Here is a 16,164-nt window from a genome sequence, read left to right as displayed (position 1 = left end):
AGGGCGCCATGTTGCGCCCGGTGCCGTGCTCGGCCTTGAGCGAGCCGCCGAACTCCACGGCCACCAGCTGCGCCACGTCGTCCATGAAGGCCTGATAGCGCGCCACTTCCTCGGCGCTGTTGAAACCCTGGGTGAAGACGAAGTGCAGGTTGCCTTCCAGCGCATGGCCGAAAATGATTGCCTCGTCGTAGCGGTGCTGGTCGAACAGCTGGATCAGCCGGTTGACGCCTTCGGCCAGTTGCTCGACGGGGAAGGTGACGTCTTCGATGATGACCGTGGTGCCGGTCTGGCGCACGGCGCCCACGGCGGGGAAGGTGTCCTTGCGGATCTTCCACAGCTGGTTGTACACCACCGGGTCTTCGCTGAAATCCACTTGCTGTTCCAGGGGGAACTCGGCAATCGAGGCCATCACTTGGTGCACTTGCTCGTGCAGCAGGGTCTGGCTGGCGGCGCGGGATTCGATCAACAGGGCGCAGGCGTTGGCCGACAGGCCCTTGACCCACACCGGCATGCCGGCCATGTCCTGCACCGAGCGCAGGCTGCGCCGGTCCAGCAACTCCACGGCCGATACGGGCTGGCGCTTGAGGATCGGCACGGCGCGGCAGCAGCTTTCGACACTGGGGAACACCAGCAGGGCGCTGGCCTTGTGCGGGTGGTCGGGCACGGTGTCGTAGGTCACCGCGCTGATGAAGCCCAGGGTGCCCTCGGAGCCGACCAGCAGGTGCTGCAGGATATCGAGCGGCTGGTCGAAATCCACCAGGGCATTGAGCGACAGGCCGGTGGTGTTCTTGAGCCGGTACTTGTGCCGGATGCGCTCGGCCAGGGCTGTGTTGGCGCGGGTCTCCCGGCCCAGGCGGGCGAGGGCGTCGAGCAAGGGGGCGTGGCTGTTCTGGAAGGCCGCGACGCTGGCCGGGTCCTCGCTGTCAAGGCAGGTGCCGTCGGCCAGCACCAGGCGCAGGCCGGCCAGGGTGTGGTAGGTGTTCTGCGCGGTGCCGCAGCACATGCCGCTGGCGTTGTTGGCGACGATGCCGCCGATCTTGCAGGCGTTGATCGAGGCCGGGTCGGGGCCGATCTTGCGCCCGTACGGGGCCAGCCAGACGTTGGCCTGGGCGCCGATGACGCCGGGTTGCAGGCGGATCTGCGCGCCGTCCTGGCGAATCTCGCGGGCGTTCCAGTTGTCGCCGAGCACGATCAGCACCGAGTCGCTGATGGCCTGGCCCGAGAGGCTGGTGCCGGCGGCGCGGAAGGTCACGGGTACGCGGTCGCGCTGGGCGAGTTTGAGCAGGGCGATGACTTCGGCTTCGGACTCGACGCGGATCACCAGCTTGGGGATCAGGCGGTAGAAGCTGGCGTCGGTGCCGAAGGCGAGGGTCGAGGTGGGGTCGTCGAAGCGGCGCTCGGCGGGGATGAGGGTGGTGGCGTCGCGTAGGAAGGGGGTGGGGAGGGTCATTTGGGGTTCCTTGGCGGGGCGCCACGTTTTTTGCGTTTGGGTGTGACTGTGGGGATCGGCGGCGGCTTTGGGCCGGCGGGGCCGGCCATCGCGACTGAAGTCGCTCCCACAGGGGCTGCATTTTATTCTTAGGCCGTATGGCGCTGTTTGCAGTTGGATGAAAGCAGCGGGCTCCCGCAGCAGCGCCGCGGGAGCCGGATACATCAGGCGCGGGCGTCTTGTACCCGCGAGCTTTGTACCAGGGAGTCGCGAGTGATCTCGGCAATCGACTTGGCGCCGGTCAGTACCATCGCCACGCGCATCTCTTTTTCGAACAGTTCCAGCAGGTTTTTCACGCCGGCTTCGCCGTGGGTGGCCAGGGCGTAGAGGAAGGCGCGGCCGATCAGCACGCTGTCGGCGCCCAGGGCGATCATGCGCACCACATCGAGGCCGCTGCGGATGCCGGAGTCGGCGAGGATCTTGATCTCGCCCTTCACTGCGTCGGCGATGGCGGGCAGGGCGCGGGCGGTGGACAGTACGCCGTCGAGCTGGCGGCCGCCGTGGTTGGAGACCACGATGCCATCGGCGCCGAACTTGACCGCATCGCGGGCGTCGTCGGCATCCAGAATGCCCTTGATGATCATCGGGCCGTCCCAGAATTCACGAATCCATTCCAGGTCTTTCCACGAGATCGATGGGTCGAAGTTGTTGCCCAGCCAGCCGATGTAGTCGGCCAGGCCCGTGGGGTTGCCGCGGTAGGCGGAGATGTTGCCGAGATCATGCGGCTTGCCCATGACGCCGACGTCCCAGGCCCACTGTGGGTGGGTCACGGCTTGCAGCATGCGCCGCAGTGGGCCGTTGCGCCCGCTCATGCCCGAATGCGCATCGCGGTAGCGGGCGCCGGGCACCGGCATGTCGACGGTGAACACCAGGGTGCGCACGCCGGCGGCCTTGGCGCGCTCCAGGGCGTTGCGCATGAAGCCGCGGTCTTTCAGCACATAGAGCTGGAACCACATGGGGCGGTCGATGGCCGGGGCCACCTCTTCGATGGGGCACACGGAGACGGTCGACATCGTGAAGGGGATGCCGTGCGCGGCAGCGGCGCGTGCGGCCTGAACCTCGCCGCGGCGGGCGTACATGCCGGTCAGGCCGACCGGGGCGAGGGCCACGGGCATGCTCAGGGTTTCGCCGAACAGCTCGGTGCTCAGGCTCAGTTGCGACATGTCGTTGAGTACGCGCTGGCGCAGGGCGATGCTGGCCAGGTCTTCGACGTTACGGCGCAGGGTGTATTCGGCGTAGGCGCCACCGTCGGCGTAGTGGAACAGGAACGGGGGCAGCCTGCGTTGGGCTGCGGCGCGATAGTCGGTGGAGGCGGAAATGATCATGGGGTCTCGCAGCGTGGACGGAGAGCGTGACCGGGCGCGCGCAGGCGCCCGGTGCTTCTCACATTAATGAGTGACCAGCATGCCGGTCAGCCAGTAGGCCTGAACCAAGGTGATCACGCCAACGATGGTGGCGAAGAACAGGCTGTGTTTCAGCGTGAAGCGGAACAGGTCCGATTCCTTGCCGACCAGGCCGGTGGCGGCGCAGGCGACCGCGATGGACTGCGGTGAAATCATCTTGCCGGTCACCCCGCCGCTGGTGTTGGCCGCTACCAGCAGGGTGTCGCTGACGCCGATCTGGTGCGCGGTAGTGGCCTGCAACGAGCTGAACAGGGCGTTGGACGAGGTATCGGAACCGGTGAGGAACACGCCCAGCCAGCCGAGGAACGGCGAGAAGAACGGGAACGCCGCGCCAGTGCCGGCCAGGACCAGGGCCATGGTCGAGGACATCCCGGAATAGTTGGTGACGAAGGCGAAGGCCAGCACCATGCCGATCGACAGGATCGGCCAGCGCAGCTCCCACAGCGTCTCTTTCAAAGTGGTCAGACCAGTTTTGACATTGATCTTGAGCACCAGCATCGAGATCACCGCCGAGAGGAAGATGGCGGTGCCGGTGGCCGAGATCGGGTCGAACTTGAACACGGCCGGCATGGCAGTGGCGGTGGTCACGATCGGCGCGGTCTTGATGACCAGCTGGTCCAGGTGCGGGATGGCGAAGTTGAACACGAAGTTGTACATCGCCCCGCCCGGCGCGAAGGCGGCCTTGAACGGCTTCAGGGTCCAGATCGTCACCAGCACGGTGAGGATCAGGAACGGCGACCAGGCCTTGAAGATTTCCCCCAGGCTGTAGGGCGTTGGCTGGCTTCCGGCGGTTTGCAGCACCGCGGCGCCGGCGCTGCCCTGGGCTTGGGTCATCGAGCGCTTGGGCTGCCAGACCTTGAGGAACAGGGTCAGGCTGATCAGGCTGGCCAGCGCCGAGGTGATGTCGGGCAGTTCCGGGCCGATGTAGTTGGAGGTGAAGTACTGGGTCACGGCGAAGCTCAGGCCGGCGACCAGGGCGGCAGGCCAGGTTTCCTTCACGCCGCGCAGGCCGTCCATCATGAACACCAGCCAGAACGGCACGAACAGCGACAGCAGCGGCAGCTGGCGGCCGGTCATGGCGCCGATGTGGAAGGCGTCGATGCCGGTCACCTGGCCGGCCACGATGATCGGAATGCCCAGTGCGCCGAAGGCCACGGGGGCGGTGTTGGCGATCAGGCACAGGCCGGCGGCGTACAGCGGGTTGAAGCCCAGGCCCACCAGCAGTGCGGCGGTGATTGCCACGGGTGCGCCGAAGCCGGCTGCACCTTCGAGGAACGCACCGAAGCAGAAGCCGATCAGCAGCACTTGCAGGCGTTGGTCGTCGGTGATCGACAGCACCGAGCTGCGGATGATCTCGAACTGGCCGCTCTTGACCGTGAGTTTGTAGAGAAAGACGGCGGCGACGATGATCCAGGCGATTGGCCACAAGCCGTACAGGAAGCCATAGCCGGCGGCAGCCAAGGCCATGTCAGCAGGCATGTTGAAGGCGAAGATGGCGATCAGGATCGACAGGCCGAGGGTGATGCTGCCGGCCACGTGACCCTTGAGGCGAAACACTGCCAGGGCCAGGAAGAAGAACACGATCGGCACGACGGCAGCGGCGGCGGAGAGCCCGAGGCTACCAAGTGGGGCATAGAGTTGTTGCCAGGTTTGCATATGGGGAGACCCCTAATTGTTGTTGGTCAGCAATGGCATTGGGTAATTGGTAATACCAATTTACAATGGCTGGTCGCTAGGTTAAGAGCGCGATTGGGGTGTGTCAATTTGTCTCGATGCAAACTTTGGTCGAAGGGCGATGAGTGGCGCGTTGCCGAGCGGCGGATTTCGTCATCTGCTGCGTGTCGCCGTGGCGCGGATCGGCGAGAATAGAGCGCTTCGGGAGTTGCCCGGCGTTTCTGGAGAGCATGTGATGGTTTTTGATCAGGTCCACCAACGGCGTCTGTCCGACGATATCGTCGAGCGGCTGGAGGGGATGATTCTGGAGGGCACCCTGATCTCGGGGCAGCGGCTGCCGGCCGAACGTGCGTTGGCCGAGCAGTTCGGGGTGTCGCGGCCGTCACTGCGTGAAGCGATCCAGAAGATGGTGGCCAAGGGGCTGCTGATCAGCCGGCAGGGCGGGGGCAACTATGTGGCGCAAGCGCTGGGGTCGACCTTCAGCGATCCCTTGCTGCAATTGCTTGAGCGTAACGGCGATGCACAGCGCGACCTGCTGGAGTTCCGCCACACGCTTGAAGCGTCATGCGCGTACTACGCGGCGCAGCGTGCCACCGAGCCTGATCGGGCGCGGCTCAAGGCGGCGTTCGAGGTGCTGCAGGATTGCTATTGCCGTGTCGATGAAGTGAGCCGGGCTGAAGAGGGCGCGGCGGATGCGCGTTTTCACCTGGCCATTGCCGAGGCCAGCCACAATGCGGTGTTGCTGCACACCATCCGGGGTCTGTTCGACCTGCTCAAGCGCAACGTGGTGACCAACATTGGCGGGATGTATCAGCAGCGGCCGGAAACGCGCGACATGCTGATCAATCAGCACCGCGAGCTGTATCAGGCGATCATCGAAGGGCGTGCGGACGACGCGCGCGAAGTGTCCAGCCGGCACATTCTCTACGTGCAGGAAGTGCTGGCCGAAGCCCAGCAGGAAGCCCAACGCGTGGCGCGGGCGGAGCGGCGCAGCGGCAACTGAGCGCCGCCCACCGGGGTGGTAGGCGGGCAGGGCGAGGTCAGACGTCCTTGCCCTTGCTGCGCACGGCGCGCTGGATCTCGCGGTTGGAGTCGCGCTCGCGCAGGGTATCGCGCTTGTCGAACTCCTTCTTGCCCTTGCCCAGGGCAATTTCGCACTTGATCAGGTGCTTGCTCCAGAACAGCGCCAAGGCCACGCAGGCGTAACCCTTCTGGGCGACGGCCACTTCCAGGCGCTCGATCTCGCGCTTGTTCAGCAGCAGCTTGCGCGTGCGCGTGGGGTCGGCAATGACGTGGGTGCTTGCAGTGGTCAGCGGCGTGATGTGGCTGCCGAACAACCAGGCTTCGCCATCCTTGAGCAGCACATAGCTGTCTACCAGGTGGGCCTTGCCGGCGCGCAAGCTCTTTACTTCCCAACCGGACAGGACCAATCCGGCCTCGAACTTGTGTTCGATGAAGTAATCGTGACGCGCTTTCTTGTTCTGCGCGATGGTCCCTGTCGGATGTTTCTTTTGTTTAGCCATAGGGGCGGCATTATAGGGAGTCGTCGCGCTGTCGGCTACGGGATTTGGGCGTGCTTGAGCCTGTGGGTTGAATGCCGGACAATGGCGCATCCTCGTCCTGGAACAGGACCGGTTTCCGATGCGCTGTGAAGCGCTGCCGCCCCGCTTTGGAAGTGATGCCTGGATGACTACCCATATTCAACGCTCCGCCCTGCTGCCGTACCCTGCCCAGGCCCTTTACGATCTGGTCAATGACGTTGCCCGCTACCCGGAGTTTCTGCCGTGGTGCTCGGACACGACCGTGATCGAAGCCAGCGAAACCCAGATGCGTGCCAGGCTGGAAGTCGCCAAGGGCGGCATCAGCCAGCACCTGGTCACGCGCAATGTGCTGGTGCCGGGGCAGTCGATCGAGATGAACCTGGAAGAAGGGCCATTCAGCCAGCTGCACGGTATCTGGACCTTCAAGGCCCTGGGCGACAAGGCCTGCAAGATCAGCCTGGACCTGTCATTCGACTACGCCGGCTCGCTGGTGCGCGCCACCTTGGGGCCGCTGTTCAATCAGGCCGCCAATACCCTGGTCGATGCCTTCTGCGAGCGCGCCAAGCAACTCGCCAGCTGACCGTCGGGGCCGGCGCGCAGGCGTAAAAAAGCCCGGGGTGGAATGCCCCGGGCTTTTTTCTGCGCATGCACTTACTGTGGCGAGGTTTCCAGCGGCGCTGGGGTCGGCACAGGCGTGGTTTCGATGCTGTCGATTTCACGCTGGATCGACTCTTCGGTCGAGCCCGGTGCGGCTGGTTTTTCCACCGGCTGCTGCTGCGGTGCTTCGCTGGCGCCTTCCTGCGGAACGACGCTGGTGTCACCGCTGCCGCCCAGGATGGCCTGGTCGCGGCTGACGCCTGGCATGAAGTCGCCGGCGAGGTTGACCAGCTGATCATTCTCGTTGAAGAAAATGCTCATGCGTTCTTGCTGGCGCTTGCCGCCGCCAGGCTGAAGGCTATAAAGGTAATCCCAGCGATTGGTGTTGAAGGTGTCCTGCAGCAGGGGATTGCCCATGATAAACCGCACTTGCCGTCGGGTCATTCCCGGACGCAATTGGTCTATCATGTCCTGCGTGACGACATTGCCCTGCTGGATGTCGATTTTGTAAACCCCGGGAAACGAGCAACCGGCGAGTGCGAGCAGTCCCGCGAGGGCGAGGCTGTTTAGCAAGAGCTTGGTGTTTTGCATCGGTGGGCGACTTCCACTATCTTGGCTGGACAACGTAAACCCCGATCATACCCGTATTAAGAGAAGCTGCGAAGCAGCATCGGCGAGAAAGCTGACCATGGTTGAAAATAGCGAATTACGCAAAGCCGGTCTCAAGGTGACACTGCCTCGAGTGAAGATTCTGCAAATGCTCGACACGACCGAGCAGCGTCACATGAGCGCCGAGGACGTTTACAAGGCGTTGATGGAGGCTGGCGAAGATGTCGGTCTGGCAACCGTGTATCGCGTACTGACCCAGTTCGAAGCGGCGGGTCTGGTGGTTCGCCATAACTTCGACGGCGGTCATGCGGTATTCGAATTGTCAGATGGCGGCCACCACGACCATATGGTCAACGTGGAAACCAGCGAAGTCATCGAGTTCATGGATGCCGAGATCGAGCGTCGGCAACGTGAGATCGTCGCGGAGCATGGCTACGAATTGGTGGACCACAACCTGGTCCTGTACGTACGCAAGAAGAAGTAACGAATTTCGTTGCTGATGCAAGAAGGACGACCCGGAGGTTGATGCTAGTCGGTTGATTCGGGTCGTCATTATTGGGGCTGCTTTGCAGCCCATCGCGGCTGAAGCCGCTCCTACAGAGTTCGCGTAAATCTGTGGGAGCGGCTTCAGCCGCGATGGGCCGCGGAGCGGCCCCAATTGCTTAACTGGCCGGCATAGACCTTCGGACCGCCGTTTCGGTGCGTGGCGGGTCAAAAACCAGCCGCCGGTCTGCCTCAGTGCTTGCCAGTAACGACCATTTTGCGAGCATGAGCCAGGGATTCCTTGGTCAGGTCGATCCCGCCCAGCATCCTCGCCACTTCCTCGACCCGCTCGCGCTTGCCCAGGTGGGCGACGGCGGTGTGGGTGGTGTCGCTGTCGCGCACCTTGTGCACGAACAGGTGATGATGGCCTTGCGCAGCCACCTGCGGCAGGTGGGTCACGGTCAGTACCTGGCCGCGGTCCCCCAGCCGGCGCAGCAGCTGGCCGACGATTTCCGCCGTGGGGCCGCCGATGCCGACATCGACTTCGTCGAACACCAGCGTGGGAATGCGCGAGGTCTGCGCGGTGATCACCTGGATCGCCAGGCTGATACGCGACAGCTCACCGCCCGAGGCCACTTTGGCCAGGGCTTTCAACGGCTGGCCAGGGTTGGCGCTGACCAGCAGTTCGATCTGCTCCAGGCCATACGGGGAAAGCTCCTGGCTGTTCAGCGGCACCAGGCCGATCTGGAAGCGCCCGCCTGGCATGCCGAGTCGCTGTATTTCCTGCTCTACCGCATTGGCCAGCTCGCTGGCAGCCTGCGTGCGCAGGGCGCTGAGCTTTTCGGCTTTCTCTTGATAATGCTTGGTATAGGCCGTCAGCTCTTCGCCCAGGCGCTCGAGTGATTCGTCGCTGGCGTTGAGGCTTTCCAGCTCGACCATCAGCCGCTGTTGCAGGTGCGGGAGCTCGGTGGGGTGCACGCGGTGTTTGCGCGCCAGGGTGTAGATGGTGTCGAGCCGCTCTTCGAGCGCCTGCAGCCTTGCAGGGTCGGCATCGAAATTGTCCAGGAAGCGGTTGAGCTCGCCCACGGCTTCTTCGATCTGGATCTGCGCGCTGGAAAGCAGGTTGACCGATTCGCTCAAGGCCTTGGGTGCATTGGCGACCGCGCCCAGTCGGTTGAGGCTGTTGGTCAGGGCGTTGAGCACATTGCCCGAATCATTCTCGCTGCACTGATCGATGACCTGCCGACAGATGCCGAACAGCGCCTCGGCATTGGTGAGGTTCTTGTGTTCCTGCTCGATGTGCTCGAGCTCGTTTTCGCCCAGCCCGAGGTTGTCGAGCTCTTCGAGCTGGTAGCTGAGCAGCTGCTGGCGCGCACGTTGCTCATCCCCGGAGTTGGACAGGCGCTCCAGTTCGAGGCGTGTCTGCTTCCAGCGCTGCGCGGCCAGTTGCACCTGGCGCGACAGCTCCACGGCACCGGCGTATTCGTCGACCAGGCGGCGATGGGTGTCGGCCTTGAGCAGGGACTGGTGCTCGTGCTGGCTGTGGATGTCGATCAGCAGCTCGCCCAGCGCCTTGAGGTCGCCCAGCGTGCAGGGCGTGCCATTGATGTAGCCGCGGCTGCGGCCTTCGGCAGTGATGACGCGGCGCATGATGCACGGGCCGTCTTGGTTGAGGTCGCGCTCGGCCAGCCAGGCGGCGGCTTCGGGGATGTCGACCAGATCGAAGGTGGCGAGGATGTCGGCCTTGTCGGCGCCCGGGCGCACGACGCCGTTGTCGGTGCGGTCGCCCAGGGCCAGGCCGAGGGCGTCGAGCATGATGGATTTGCCAGCACCCGTCTCACCGGTGATCACGGACATGCCGCGGGCAAGTTCGAGGTCGAGGTGTTCGACTATGGCGTAGTTGTGAATCGACAGGTGCACCAGCATGGGTAGGCTCCCAAAGGTTCGGATCTGGTTATTTATACAGTGCTTTGCGGTGAGCTGACAATGCCTGCATGACGCTCGGTGAATTGCCATCACCCGATCACGCCAACCCTTGAAGCTGGTTTTTCCAACCCCATATAACGATCAGACGAGGCGAGCACGCTCGCAGACCCCGAATTGCCCAGGAGAGATTCAATGGCTGACGAACAGTTGGATGAGCAAAACCTTAACGCTGAAGAAACCGGCGCCTCTGACCTGGCTGCCCGTGTACAGACGCTCGAGGAGCAACTGGCCGTTGCCCAGGATCAATCGCTGCGTGCCGTTGCAGACCTGCAGAACGTGCGTCGCCGCGCTGACCAGGATGTCGAGAAGGCGCACAAGTTCGCCCTCGAGAAGTTCGCCAATGACCTGCTGCCGATCCTCGACAGCCTGGAGCGTGGCCTTGAGCTGTCCGATGCCAGCGACGCAGCCTTGCGTCCGATGCGCGAAGGCATGGAGCTGACCCTGAAAATGTTCAGCGACACGCTCAAGCGCTACCACCTCGAAGCGGTCGACCCGCATGGCCAGCCGTTCAACGCCGAGCATCACCAGGCGATGGCGATGGAAGAGAGTGCCGAGGTCGAGCCGAACAGCGTGTTGAAAGTGTTCCAGAAAGGCTACCTGCTCAACGGCCGTCTGCTGCGCCCCGCCATGGTGGTGGTCAGCAAGGCGCCGGCGGCAGCTCAGCCTTCTATCAATGAAAAGGCTTGAAATCTTTCAGGGCATCCCCATTTAGAAATCAAGCCTTCAAGTATTGCCGCAGTTGGCGAGAGCTAGTCGCTGCTACCTCATTCAAGTTTCGGGAGAGTTAACATGGGTAAAATCATCGGTATCGACCTGGGGACCACCAACTCGTGTGTGTCCGTCCTGGAGAACGGTAAGGCCAAGGTCATCGAGAACGCCGAGGGCGGTCGCACCACGCCGTCGATCGTCGCTTACGCCAACGATGGCGAGATCCTCGTCGGTCAGTCGGCCAAGCGTCAGGCTGTCACCAATCCGCACAACACGCTGTACGCAGTCAAGCGTCTGATCGGCCGCCGCTTTGAAGAGCAGGTCGTACAGAAAGACATCCAGATGGTCCCGTACAAGATCTCGAAAGCCGACAACGGTGACGCCTGGGTCGAAGTCAACGGTCAGAAAATGGCGCCGCCGCAGATCAGCGCCGAAGTTCTGAAAAAGATGAAGAAGACCGCTGAAGACTACCTCGGTGAGACCGTCACCGAAGCGGTCATCACTGTGCCGGCCTACTTCAACGACAGCCAGCGTCAAGCCACCAAGGATGCCGGTCGCATCGCGGGTCTCGATGTCAAGCGCATCATCAACGAGCCGACCGCCGCTGCACTGGCCTACGGCATGGACAAGGCCAAGGGCGACCACACCGTCATCGTTTATGACCTCGGTGGTGGCACCTTCGACGTGTCGGTGATCGAAATCGCCGAAGTGGATGGCGAGCACCAGTTCGAAGTGTTGGCCACCAACGGCGACACCTTCCTGGGTGGCGAAGACTTCGACATCGTGCTGATCGACTACCTGGTCGATGAGTTCAAGAAAGAGTCGGGCATGAACCTCAAGGGCGACCCTCTGGCCATGCAGCGCCTGAAGGAAGCCGCCGAGAAGGCCAAGATCGAGCTGTCGTCCGCGCAGTCGACCGATGTCAACCTGCCGTACATCACTGCTGACGCGACCGGTCCGAAGCACCTGAACGTCAAGATTTCCCGCGCCAAGCTCGAAGCCCTGGTCGAAGACCTGGTGCAGCGCACCATCGAGCCGTGCCGCACTGCCCTGAAAGACGCAGGCATCGACGTCAGCAAGATCGACGAGGTCATCCTGGTGGGTGGCCAAACGCGCATGCCGCTGGTGCAGAAAACCGTTGCCGACTTCTTTGGTAAAGAAGCGCGTAAAGACGTCAATCCTGACGAAGCCGTCGCCATTGGTGCGGCCATCCAGGGTGCGGTACTGGCCGGTGACGTCAAGGACGTCCTGCTGCTCGACGTCAGCCCGCTGACCCTGGGTATCGAAACCATGGGCGGCGTGATGACCCCGCTGATCGACAAGAACACCACGATCCCGACCAAGAAGTCGCAGACCTTCTCCACGGCCGACGACAACCAGGGCGCGGTGACCATCCACGTACTGCAGGGTGAGCGTAAGCAAGCGACTCAGAACAAGTCGCTGGGCAAGTTCGACCTGGCCGACATTCCACCGGCTCCACGTGGCGTGCCGCAAATTGAAGTGACCTTCGACATCGACGCCAACGGCATTCTGCACGTCGGCGCCAAAGACAAGGCCACTGGCAAGACCCAGTCGATCGTGATCAAGGCCAACTCCGGTCTGTCGGACGAAGAAATCGATCGCATGGTGCGTGACGCCGAGGCCAACGCCGACGAAGACCGCAAGTTCGAAGAGCTGGCCGCAGCCCGTAACCAGGGTGACGCACTGGTTCACTCGACCCGCAAGATGCTGGCCGACGCCGGTGACAAGGTGACCGCCGAAGAGAAGGCTGCCATCGAAACTGCAGTGGCTGCGCTGGAATCGGCCGTGAAGAGCGACGACAAGGCGGCGATCGACGCCAAGGTCGAGGAACTGTCGAAGGTTTCCGCGCCAGTGGTTCAGAAGATGTACGCCGAGCAGGGCGAGCAGCCTCAGGGCGGCGCGCAGCAGGCCGAGCCCGAAGCCAAGCACGATGACGTGGTTGACGCCGAGTTCGAGGAAGTCAAAGACAACAACAAGCAGTAATCCCTGCAAGTTGTCGGCCGGTGAGCCGCCTTCGGGCGGTGAGCTGGTAGGATGTCGCCGCGCGGGGGCTTGCTCCCGCGTTGGCGTGTCTGGAATACGAGAATTTTTACAGCATCTGTCAGGGCACTTTCGTATGTGGCGGCAGGTGCTTGCTTGCGGCACGGCGCAGCTTTCTGCGCAGAGATTTGCCGAACGCCCCCAAGAGTGCAAATGACTTATGGCAAAGCGTGATTATTACGAGGTCCTGGGTGTCGAACGCGGCGCCAGCGAAGCGGATCTCAAGAAGTCCTATCGCCGTCTGGCGATGAAATTCCACCCTGATCGCAATCCGGGTGACAAGGAAGCCGAAGACGCGTTCAAGGAGGCTAACGAAGCCTACGAAGTGTTGTCGGACGCCAGCAAACGCGCTGCGTATGACCAGTACGGTCATGCCGGTGTCGAGCAGGGCGGTGCCGGTGGTGCCGGCTTCGGCGGCGCGAACTTCTCCGACATCTTCGGCGATGTGTTCAGCGACTTCTTTGGCGGCGGCGGTGGTCGTGGTGGACGTGGCGGCGCTCAGCGCGGCAGCGACCTGCGCTACACCCTCGAGCTGAACCTGGAGGAAGCGGTGCGCGGTACGTCGGTCAACATCCGCGTGCCGACGCTGGTCAACTGCGAGCCTTGCGATGGCTCCGGCGCCAAGAAGGGTTCGACCCCGGCCACCTGCCCGACCTGCGGCGGTATCGGCCAGGTACGCATGCAGCAAGGCTTCTTCTCGGTGCAGCAGACCTGCCCGCGCTGCCACGGCCAGGGCAAGATCATTACCGATCCGTGCGCGGCCTGCCATGGCGAAGGCCGGGTCGAAGAGTACAAGACCCTGTCGGTGAAAGTGCCGCCGGGCGTGGACACCGGTGACCGCATTCGCCTGTCTGGCGAAGGCGAAGCGGGTGCCCATGGCGGGCCGACCGGTGACCTGTACGTGGTCATCAACGTGCGCGAGCACGACATCTTCCAGCGCGATGGCAAACACCTGTACTGCGAAGTGCCGATCAGCTACACCGAGGCCGCCCTGGGTGGCGAACTCGAAGTACCGACGCTCGATGGCCGCGTCAAGCTGCGCATCCCGGAAGGTACGCAGACGGGCAAGCAGTTCCGCCTGCGTGGCAAGGGCGTCGCGCCGGTGCGTGGGGGTGGTGCCGGTGACCTGCTGTGCCGCGTCGCGGTGGAAACCCCGGTCAACCTCAGCCGTCGCCAGCGCGAGCTGCTCGAAGAGCTGCGCGATACGCTCGAAGGCGATAGCTCCCACTCGCCCAAGGCCAGTGGCTGGTTCGAGGGTGTGAAACGCTTCTTCGGCGACCTCTGACAAGGATTCGATTATGCGACGTATTGCAGTGATGGGCGCCGCGGGGCGAATGGGCAAGGTCCTGGTCGAGGCGGTGCAGCAACAGGCGCCGAAGGCCGGGCTGACGGCGGCGATCGATCGCCCCGACAGCACCCTGGTCAATGCCGATGCCGGTGAGCTGGCGGGGCTGGGGCGTATTGGCGTGCCCATCTCCGATGACCTGGGCAAGGTCAGCGACGAGTTCGATGTGCTCATCGATTTCACGCACCCTTCGGTCACCCTGAGAAACCTGGCGTTCTGCCGCAAGGCGGGCAAGGCCATGGTCATCGGTACCACCGGCTTCAGCGAGCAGGAAAAGCAGTTGCTGGTCGAGGCGGGCAAGGACATTCCGATTGTCTTCGCCGCCAACTTCAGTGTCGGTGTGAACCTGTGCCTGAAGTTGCTCGACACCGCAGCGCGCGTGCTGGGCGATGATGTGGACATCGAGATTCTCGAGGCGCACCACCGGCACAAGGTCGATGCACCGTCGGGTACGGCGCTGCGCATGGGCGAGGTCGTGGCCCAGGCGTTGGGGCGTGATCTGCGCGAAGTGGCCGTGTATGGCCGCGAAGGGCAGACCGGGGCGCGTGAGCGTCAGACCATCGGCTTTGCCACGGTACGTGCCGGTGACGTGGTGGGTGACCACACGGTGCTGTTCGCCGCCGAAGGTGAACGTGTCGAGATCACCCACAAGGCCTCCAGCCGCATGACCTTCGCCAAGGGTGCAGTGCGCGCCGCGCTGTGGCTCGATGGCCGCGATGCGGGTTTGTATGACATGCAGGACGTGCTCGATCTGCACTGATCGAGGGCTGAATGACGGTCGATTCGCGTGTCGGTGCTCAGGCACGCATGCGGGTCGATCGGCTTGGCACGTTGCCGTGGTACGCGTGCCCTAGCGGAATGCCGCGTTTTAATGGCGCATTCACGGTAGACCAAAAACCACTTTTTCTGTAAGCTACAGCTTTAGTGTGTCCACTAAAAGCGCGCAGAATAATTCAGCATATGAAAGCGGGGTGACGTGTCCATACGTCATTCCGCTTTTTTGCAACCTGCGATCGCCCTTTCAGGTTCTACTTACGGGAGGTCTTCTTGACAAAGCCAGCCATACTCGCCCTTGCCGATGGCAGCATTTTTCGCGGCGAAGCCATTGGAGCCGACGGTCAGACCGTTGGAGAGGTGGTGTTCAACACCGCTATGACCGGCTACCAGGAAATCCTTACAGACCCTTCCTACGCCCAGCAGATCGTTACCCTGACCTACCCGCACATCGGCAACACCGGCACCACGCCTGAAGACGCCGAGTCCAACCGCGTCTGGTCCGCAGGCCTGGTCATTCGTGACCTGCCGCTGCTCGCCAGCAACTGGCGCAACAAGCAGTCGCTGCCCGATTACCTCAAGGCCAACAACGTGGTCGCCATCGCCGGCATCGACACCCGTCGCCTGACCCGCATCCTGCGTGAAAAAGGCGCCCAGAACGGCTGCATCCTGGCCGGTGACGGGATCACCGAAGAAGCCGCCATCGCCGCCGCGCGTGCCTTCCCGGGCTTGAAGGGCATGGACCTGGCCAAGGTCGTCTCCACCACCGAGCGCTACGAGTGGCGTTCCAGCGTCTGGGAACTGAAGACCGACAGCCACGCCACGATCGACGCGGCAGACCTGCCGTACCACGTCGTGGCATTCGACTACGGCGTCAAGGTCAACATCCTGCGCATGCTGGTGGCCCGCGGCTGCCGCGTGACCGTGGTGCCGGCGCAAACCCCGGCCAGCGACGTGCTGGCGCTGAGCCCGGACGGCGTGTTCCTGTCCAACGGCCCTGGCGATCCGGAGCCTTGCGACTACGCCATCCAGGCGATCAAGGACGTGCTCGAAACCGACATCCCGGTCTTCGGCATCTGCCTGGGCCACCAGCTGCTGGCCCTGGCCTCCGGCGCCAAGACCCTGAAAATGGGCCACGGCCACCACGGTGCCAACCACCCGGTCCAGGATCTGGACACCGGCGTGGTCATGATCACCAGCCAGAACCACGGTTTCGCGGTTGACGAAACCACCTTGCCGGGCAATGTCCGCGCCATCCACAAGTCGCTGTTCGACGGTACCCTGCAGGGCATCGAGCGCACCGACAAGAGCGCGTTCAGCTTCCAGGGCCACCCTGAAGCGAGCCCAGGCCCGACTGACGTCGCGCCGCTGTTCGATCGTTTCATCGATGCCATGGCCAAGCGCCGCTGAGCATCCTGCAGCAAGGCCCCGGGGCGGCCCACGCCGCACCCGGACGCGCCTGACCCAGATTGTTCAAGACGGCTTGCCGACTGA

The 16,164-nt window shown here is 63.3% G+C and carries 14 protein-coding genes; 8 read left to right on the top strand and 6 right to left on the bottom strand.

Features of this window, described 5'->3' with window-relative positions; genetic code table 11:
• The 3 genes from RT028_RS03125 to RT028_RS03115 all read right to left on the bottom strand — a co-directional run.
• A partial coding sequence (locus tag RT028_RS03125; RefSeq protein ID WP_312932347.1) for an FAD-binding oxidoreductase occupies window positions 1–1,450 on the bottom strand: 1,450 nt, incomplete at its 3' end.
• 203 nt (window positions 1,451–1,653) lie between these two features.
• Entirely contained in the window at window positions 1,654–2,814 is a 1,161-nt protein-coding gene (gene lldD / locus RT028_RS03120) for an FMN-dependent L-lactate dehydrogenase LldD (RefSeq protein ID WP_312932345.1), read from the bottom strand.
• Window positions 2,815–2,877: 63 nt separating this feature from the next.
• Entirely contained in the window at window positions 2,878–4,548 is a 1,671-nt protein-coding gene (locus tag RT028_RS03115) for a lactate permease LctP family transporter (RefSeq protein WP_312932343.1), read from the bottom strand.
• A gap of 253 nt (window positions 4,549–4,801) precedes the next feature.
• Between RT028_RS03115 and RT028_RS03110 the strand changes: the two genes are divergently transcribed.
• Window positions 4,802–5,569, top strand: a complete 768-nt coding sequence (locus tag RT028_RS03110) for an FCD domain-containing protein (RefSeq protein ID WP_312932341.1) — start codon at window positions 4,802–4,804, stop codon at window positions 5,567–5,569.
• A 37-nt stretch (window positions 5,570–5,606) separates the two neighbouring features.
• Here RT028_RS03110 and smpB read toward each other — a convergent pair whose 3' ends face one another.
• A complete protein-coding gene (smpB, locus tag RT028_RS03105) occupies window positions 5,607–6,089 on the bottom strand; it encodes an SsrA-binding protein SmpB (RefSeq protein ID WP_312932339.1) in 483 nt (160 codons plus the stop codon).
• Between the two features lie 163 nt (window positions 6,090–6,252).
• On the opposite strand from smpB, the gene RT028_RS03100 reads away from it, so the two are divergent.
• Entirely contained in the window at window positions 6,253–6,687 is a 435-nt protein-coding gene (locus RT028_RS03100; protein WP_312932337.1) for a type II toxin-antitoxin system RatA family toxin, read from the top strand.
• Between the two features lie 71 nt (window positions 6,688–6,758).
• On the opposite strand, the gene RT028_RS03095 is transcribed toward RT028_RS03100, so the two are convergent.
• Entirely contained in the window at window positions 6,759–7,295 is a 537-nt protein-coding gene (locus tag RT028_RS03095) for an outer membrane protein assembly factor BamE (RefSeq protein ID WP_312932335.1), read from the bottom strand.
• A 97-nt stretch (window positions 7,296–7,392) separates the two neighbouring features.
• Here RT028_RS03095 and fur point away from each other — a divergent pair, with 97 nt between their 5' ends.
• Entirely contained in the window at window positions 7,393–7,797 is a 405-nt protein-coding gene (gene fur / locus RT028_RS03090; RefSeq protein ID WP_312932333.1) for a ferric iron uptake transcriptional regulator, read from the top strand.
• Between the two features lie 251 nt (window positions 7,798–8,048).
• Here the strand turns inward: fur and recN are convergent, their stop codons facing one another.
• Window positions 8,049–9,722: a DNA repair protein RecN gene (gene recN, locus RT028_RS03085; protein WP_312932331.1), complete on the bottom strand. Its 1,674-nt coding sequence runs from the start codon at window positions 9,720–9,722 to the stop codon at window positions 8,049–8,051.
• Window positions 9,723–9,914: 192 nt separating this feature from the next.
• On the opposite strand from recN, the gene grpE reads away from it, so the two are divergent.
• The 5 genes from grpE to carA all read left to right on the top strand — a co-directional run bounded on the left by grpE (window position 9,915) and on the right by carA (window position 16,080).
• A complete protein-coding gene (gene grpE / locus RT028_RS03080) occupies window positions 9,915–10,469 on the top strand; it encodes a nucleotide exchange factor GrpE (protein WP_312932329.1) in 555 nt (184 codons plus the stop codon).
• 102 nt (window positions 10,470–10,571) lie between these two features.
• A complete protein-coding gene (gene dnaK, locus RT028_RS03075) occupies window positions 10,572–12,494 on the top strand; it encodes a molecular chaperone DnaK (RefSeq protein ID WP_312932327.1) in 1,923 nt (640 codons plus the stop codon).
• A 217-nt stretch (window positions 12,495–12,711) separates the two neighbouring features.
• On the top strand, window positions 12,712–13,836 hold the full coding sequence (gene dnaJ / locus RT028_RS03070; protein WP_312932325.1) for a molecular chaperone DnaJ: 1,125 nt from the start codon (window positions 12,712–12,714) through the stop codon (window positions 13,834–13,836).
• 13 nt (window positions 13,837–13,849) lie between these two features.
• Window positions 13,850–14,656 (top strand): 4-hydroxy-tetrahydrodipicolinate reductase, encoded by an 807-nt coding sequence (gene dapB, locus RT028_RS03065; RefSeq protein WP_312932323.1) that lies wholly within the window; start codon window positions 13,850–13,852, stop codon window positions 14,654–14,656.
• Between the two features lie 287 nt (window positions 14,657–14,943).
• Window positions 14,944–16,080, top strand: a complete 1,137-nt coding sequence (gene carA / locus RT028_RS03060; protein WP_312932321.1) for a glutamine-hydrolyzing carbamoyl-phosphate synthase small subunit — start codon at window positions 14,944–14,946, stop codon at window positions 16,078–16,080.
• The last annotated feature ends 84 nt before the right edge of the window (window positions 16,081–16,164 follow it).

It is taken from the genome of Pseudomonas sp. (assembly GCF_032058845.1).
Taxonomy (GTDB): domain Bacteria; phylum Pseudomonadota; class Gammaproteobacteria; order Pseudomonadales; family Pseudomonadaceae; genus Aquipseudomonas.
Note: the sequence above shows the minus strand (reverse complement) of the source record. Positions and strands in the feature narration are given on the sequence as shown.

Coding starts and splice junctions, on each gene's coding strand:
- RT028_RS03110 (WP_312932341.1), top strand. CDS start 4,802: ATGGTTTTTGATCAGGTCCACCAACGGCGTCTGTCCGACGATATCGTC.
- RT028_RS03100 (WP_312932337.1), top strand. CDS start 6,253: ATGACTACCCATATTCAACGCTCCGCCCTGCTGCCGTACCCTGCCCAG.
- dapB (WP_312932323.1), top strand. CDS start 13,850: ATGCGACGTATTGCAGTGATGGGCGCCGCGGGGCGAATGGGCAAGGTC.
- lldD (WP_312932345.1), bottom strand. CDS start 2,814: ATGATCATTTCCGCCTCCACCGACTATCGCGCCGCAGCCCAACGCAGG.
- fur (WP_312932333.1), top strand. CDS start 7,393: ATGGTTGAAAATAGCGAATTACGCAAAGCCGGTCTCAAGGTGACACTG.
- smpB (WP_312932339.1), bottom strand. CDS start 6,089: ATGGCTAAACAAAAGAAACATCCGACAGGGACCATCGCGCAGAACAAG.
- dnaK (WP_312932327.1), top strand. CDS start 10,572: ATGGGTAAAATCATCGGTATCGACCTGGGGACCACCAACTCGTGTGTG.
- RT028_RS03115 (WP_312932343.1), bottom strand. CDS start 4,548: ATGCAAACCTGGCAACAACTCTATGCCCCACTTGGTAGCCTCGGGCTC.
- recN (WP_312932331.1), bottom strand. CDS start 9,722: ATGCTGGTGCACCTGTCGATTCACAACTACGCCATAGTCGAACACCTC.
- dnaJ (WP_312932325.1), top strand. CDS start 12,712: ATGGCAAAGCGTGATTATTACGAGGTCCTGGGTGTCGAACGCGGCGCC.
- RT028_RS03095 (WP_312932335.1), bottom strand. CDS start 7,295: ATGCAAAACACCAAGCTCTTGCTAAACAGCCTCGCCCTCGCGGGACTG.
- grpE (WP_312932329.1), top strand. CDS start 9,915: ATGGCTGACGAACAGTTGGATGAGCAAAACCTTAACGCTGAAGAAACC.